The 4,277-nt window shown below is 72.4% G+C and carries 6 protein-coding genes; 2 read left to right on the forward strand and 4 right to left on the reverse strand.

Annotation, left to right across the window (positions count from 1 at the left end; genetic code table 11):
• Window positions 1-125 precede the first annotated feature (125 nt).
• Entirely contained in the window at window positions 126-473 is a 348-nt protein-coding gene (locus tag ACSNOD_RS28980) for a VOC family protein (protein WP_436770042.1), read from the forward strand.
• A 97-nt stretch (window positions 474-570) separates the two neighbouring features.
• Here ACSNOD_RS28980 and ACSNOD_RS28985 read toward each other — a convergent pair whose 3' ends face one another.
• Both ACSNOD_RS28985 and ACSNOD_RS28990 read right to left on the reverse strand, forming a co-directional pair.
• Complete coding sequence (locus tag ACSNOD_RS28985; protein WP_436770043.1) at window positions 571-1,494, reverse strand: NADP-dependent oxidoreductase; 924 nt, start codon at window positions 1,492-1,494, stop codon at window positions 571-573.
• A gap of 141 nt (window positions 1,495-1,635) precedes the next feature.
• The gene (locus tag ACSNOD_RS28990; protein WP_436770044.1) at window positions 1,636-2,688 is read right to left on the reverse strand and encodes an aldo/keto reductase; all 1,053 of its coding nucleotides are present in this window, start codon (window positions 2,686-2,688) and stop codon (window positions 1,636-1,638) included.
• A 114-nt stretch (window positions 2,689-2,802) separates the two neighbouring features.
• Here ACSNOD_RS28990 and ACSNOD_RS28995 point away from each other — a divergent pair, with 114 nt between their 5' ends.
• Window positions 2,803-3,435: a TetR/AcrR family transcriptional regulator gene (locus ACSNOD_RS28995; RefSeq protein WP_436770045.1), complete on the forward strand. Its 633-nt coding sequence runs from the start codon at window positions 2,803-2,805 to the stop codon at window positions 3,433-3,435.
• Window positions 3,436-3,507: 72 nt separating this feature from the next.
• Here ACSNOD_RS28995 and ACSNOD_RS29000 read toward each other — a convergent pair whose 3' ends face one another.
• Both ACSNOD_RS29000 and ACSNOD_RS29005 read right to left on the reverse strand, forming a co-directional pair.
• A complete protein-coding gene (locus tag ACSNOD_RS29000) occupies window positions 3,508-3,879 on the reverse strand; it encodes a glyoxalase superfamily protein (protein WP_436770046.1) in 372 nt (123 codons plus the stop codon).
• Between the two features lie 159 nt (window positions 3,880-4,038).
• Window positions 4,039-4,266 (reverse strand): hypothetical protein, encoded by a 228-nt coding sequence (locus ACSNOD_RS29005; RefSeq protein ID WP_436770047.1) that lies wholly within the window; start codon window positions 4,264-4,266, stop codon window positions 4,039-4,041.
• Between the last annotated feature and the right edge of the window lie 11 nt (window positions 4,267-4,277).

Consider the following 4,277-nt stretch of genomic DNA (forward strand, 5'->3'; position numbering starts at 1 on the left):
GTGCGATCGCAAGGCGGAGGAGGGAGCCACTGCGGAGCATTGGCGACTGACGACAACGCAGCGAGCGTGCGTGCCAGACGCCGCCAGGCAGACGGGACTTTGAAGACACGACCTAAGCTCGACGCATGAAGATCCTGGGAACCACCCTGCGCGTGTGCGTGGACGATCTCGAGGGTTCGATCGCCGTCTACGAACGCCTCACCGGCAGCGAGGCGTTGCGGTTCCGGCGGGGCGAGGTGTCCGTCGCGGCCGTGGGCTGCTTTCTGCTGATGAGCGGCCCCGAGGAGGAGTTGGCGGTGCTGCGGCGGGTGGCGGCGACGATCGCGGTGGCGGACGTCACGGAGGCGCACCGCTCGCTCACCGAGGTGGGCGCGGAGATTCTCGCGGGCCCGATGCGCACGCCCGCGGGCCGCAACCTCCTGGCCCGCCACCCCGACGGCTCGGTCTTCGAATACGTCGACCGTGGAGCGTGACGGCGTCGTGGAGTCGCCGCACCGCCGGTAGGCGGGGTCCCGACGGGTGATCCGGGCTCGGATCGTCAACGGGCCCCGCCTCGGGAGGAATCCCGCCTCAGGAAGAGGGGATCTCCAGGACGATCTTGCCGCGGGTGCGGCCCTCGCGGCTGCGGCGGAACGCCTCGGCGGCCTCGGCCAGGGGCAGCACCGCGTCGAGAGGCACCGTGAGCTTTCCCGCGTCGGCGAGGTCGCCGAGCGCGGTGAGGTCCGCCGTGTCGGGGCGGACGAAGACATACGTGCCGCCGATCTCCGCGGCCGCCATGTCCGCCACCGACGCGATCCGGGAGGCGTCTTCGACCAGCTTCCGGGAGACGGCGACGGCGTCGCCGCCCACGAAGTCGACGGCCGCGTCCACGCCGTCGGGCGCCAGGGCCCGCACCCGCTCCTCCAGGCCCTCGCCGTGGGCGACCGGCTCCGCGCCGAGCGAGCGCAGGAAGTCGTGGTTGTGTTCGCCGGCCGTGCCGATGACCCTGGCCCCGCGGGCGACCGCGATCTGGACGGCGTGCGAGCCGACGCCACCGGCCGCCGCGTGCACGAGCACGGTGTCCCCGTCCGCGGCCCGCACCGCGCGCAGCGACTGGTACGCGGTGAGGCCGGCCAGCGGCAGCCCCGCCGCCTGCTGCCAGCTCAGGGAGGCCGGCTTGCGGGCCAGCGTGCGGACCGGCGCCGCCGCGAACTCCGCGTAGGTGCCGAACTGGACGGCGTCCTGCCGGTTGTAGGCGATCACCTCGTCCCCGACCTCGTACTCCGTCACGGCCGGGCCCACCCGTTCCACGACGCCCGCCACGTCCCAGCCGAGCGTGAGGGGGAAGTGGACGTTCAGGACCTGGTCGAGATAACCCTCGGCGATCTTCCAGTCGACGGGGTTGACCGCCGCGGCCCGGACGCGGATCAGGACGCTGTCGGGGCCGACCTTGGGCACCGGCTGCTCCGTGAGCCGCGGTGCCTCTCCGTACGCGTTGATCGTGACTGCCTTCATGACCGAGTTCATAAACGTGATCAACGACCCCATACGTCACTTCATTCCCTCTGGCCCCACACGGGCCTGTGCCTCACCCGGACGGCGGCCCCGAAAACGGCGGCCCCGGACGGCGGCCGTTCCGGACCTCCGGCACCGACGTCAGCGCGCGGGCGACGGCGCGACGACGGGCGGGTTGAGACGGGCGAAACCCTCCTGGCGCTCGTAGGGGAAGTAGGGGTAGGGCGCGGTCCTGCCGCTCGCCGCGTCGAGCTTCGCCATCTGCTCGGGCGTGAGGGCCCAGCCGACGGCGCCCAGGTTCTGGCGGAGCTGCTCCTCGTTGCGGGCGCCGATGATGACGGAGGAGACGGTCGGCCGCTGGAGCAGCCAGTTGATGGCGATCTGCGGAATGCTCCGGCCCGTCTCCTGGGCGACCTCGTCCAGGGCGTCGACCACGCGGTAGAGGTGTTCGTCCTCGACCGGCGGGCCGTAGTCGGCGGTGGCGTGCAGCCGGCTGTCGGCCGGCAGCGGCCGACCGCGGCGTATCTTGCCGGTGAGCCGCCCCCAGCCGAGGGGGCTCCACACCAGCGCGCCGAGGCCCTGGTCGAGCCCGAGGGGCATGAGCTCCCACTCGTAGTCGCGGCCGATCAGGGAGTAGTAGACCTGGTGGGCGACGTAGCGCGGGTGGCCGTGCCGGTCCGCGACGGCGAGGGACTTCATCGCCTGCCACCCGGAGAAGTTGGAGATGCCGGTGTAGCGAACCTTGCCCGCGCGCTGGAGGTCGTCGAGCGTGGACAGCACCTCCTCGATCGGCGTGCCGGCGTCGAAGCCGTGCAGCTGGAAGAGGTCGAGGTAGTCGGTGCCGAGCCGGCGCAGGGCGTTCTCGCACGCGGCGATCAGACGCGAGCGGGAGGTCCCGGCGTCGTTGGGGCCGTCACCGAGCGGCAGGCCGGCCTTGGTGGAGATGATCACCCGGTCCCTGCGGCCCGCGATCGCCTTGCCCAGCACCTCCTCGGACGCGCCCTCGGAGTAGACGTCGGCGGTGTCGAACATCGTGATCCCGGCGTCGAGGCAGATGTCCACCAGCCGGCGCGCCTGCTGGGCGTCGGTGTCGCCCCAGGCTCCGAACAGCGGCCCCCGACCGCCGAAGGTGCCCGCGCCGAAGCTCAGCGCGGGGACCATGAGCCCGGACGCGCCCAGTCGCCTGTACTCCATGACTGTTCCCTCCCCATGATGATGATCCGCAGGCGGTTAACGGTTCCGCAGTTCCGTTAACCTGTGAGCAGCAACGTAGCAGAGATGGCGCATTAATGGAACTGGAGACCCGTTATGGGGATGGAGAGCATGGACCCCGGGACCGTCCGCCCGGGAGGGCGCACGGCACGCGTCCGGGAGGCGGTGCTGCGGGCGGCCGGTGACGCCCTGGCGGAGCGGGGCTTCGCCGAGTTGGACCTCGCCGACATCGCACGCCGCGCCGGGGTGGGCAAGACCACCGTCTACCGCCGCTGGGGAACGGTCACCGGCCTCGTGGCCGACCTGCTGGCGGACATGGCCGAGCAGTCACTGCCGCGCACCGACACGGGCTCGCTGCTCGGCGACCTCAAGGCCAACGCCAGGCTCGTCCAGCGCACCCTGGCCGACCCTCGTCAGGGCGCGCTGTTCACGGCGGTGATCGCGGCGGCCACCTGCGAGGCGAGGACGGCCGAGGCGCTGCACCGCTTCTACGACATCCGCGTCACCGAGTGGGCGCCCTGCGTCCAACAGGCCGTCGAGCGCGGCGAGGTGCCCGAGGGCACCGACGCGCACGAGGTGATCCGCGCCGTCTCCGCCCCGCTCTACTACCGCCTGCTGACCAGCGGCGAGAGCCTCGACGAGGCCGCCGCGGACCGGGCCGCGGAGGCCGCCGCGGCCGCGGCGCGCGCGGGGGTGTACGTGCGGCGCGGGCCGGACCGCGCGGGGTGACGGACCGGCGGGGCGTGACGGCTCGGCGTGGGGCGACGGGCCGACGTGGGGTGACGGACCGGCGTGGGTGGCTCAGGCTCCCGTCTGGCGGAAGCGCAGCACATTGCCGAAGGGGTCGATCAGCTCCAGGCAGGTGCCCAGCTCCTCGTCCTCCTCCAGGCCGGGCCGCAGCCGGGGGTAGTTCTTGGCGCGCAGTTCGGCGAGGAGCTCCGCCACCCCATCGGTCTCGACATGGACGGCCGAGCCGGGGGTGCCGTCGCCGTGGTGCTCCGACAGGTGCAGCACCAGCGCGCCGCGCGATATCCGGAGATACAGCGGCATGCCCTCGGCGAAGCGGTGCTCCCAGTCCACGGCGAAGCCGAGATAGTCGACATAGAACTCCCGCGCCTTGTCGACATCGAAGATCCGGAGAATGGGCGCGGTCTCGGTGAAGGACACGGTCATGGTGACTCCCTGCGGCCTGCGGACGGTCGGGGGCCTTGCCGGGGGCAGTCGCGTCGGCCGGGGGCGACCACCTCCACCGCATCATGGCGCACGCCACTGACAACGCCCGGAGCGCGCACCGGTCCGGCAACGGCCGACGCGGGGAGACGCGGCCGGCGTTCAGCGGCGCCGGCGGAACAGATACGCCCCGCAGAGGGCCCCGATCACGGCCATTCCGAGCAGGGCCATCCACAGGGGCATGGTGACCTCGGGGATCAGCAACCTCACCTTGGTCCGACGCGTGTTCTCGACGATGAACACGACGGCCAGAACGGCGATCACCAGCAGGCCGATCCGGCCGGGCTGCGGCTCGTCCGCGAGGACTGCCCCGGATGCGGCGGCCCGCACGGCCGTCCCGC

It is taken from the genome of Streptomyces sp. URMC 123 (assembly GCF_051386515.1).
Classification (GTDB): domain Bacteria; phylum Actinomycetota; class Actinomycetes; order Streptomycetales; family Streptomycetaceae; genus Streptomyces.

Bases quoted from the DNA above. Each gene is read 5' to 3' on its own strand.
- ACSNOD_RS28995 (WP_436770045.1), top strand. From the start codon at position 2,803: ATGGGGATGGAGAGCATGGACCCCGGGACCGTCCGCCCGGGAGGGCGC.
- ACSNOD_RS28980 (WP_436770042.1), top strand. From the start codon at position 126: ATGAAGATCCTGGGAACCACCCTGCGCGTGTGCGTGGACGATCTCGAG.
- ACSNOD_RS28990 (WP_436770044.1), bottom strand. From the start codon at position 2,688: ATGGAGTACAGGCGACTGGGCGCGTCCGGGCTCATGGTCCCCGCGCTG.
- ACSNOD_RS29000 (WP_436770046.1), bottom strand. From the start codon at position 3,879: ATGACCGTGTCCTTCACCGAGACCGCGCCCATTCTCCGGATCTTCGAT.
- ACSNOD_RS28985 (WP_436770043.1), bottom strand. From the start codon at position 1,494: ATGAAGGCAGTCACGATCAACGCGTACGGAGAGGCACCGCGGCTCACG.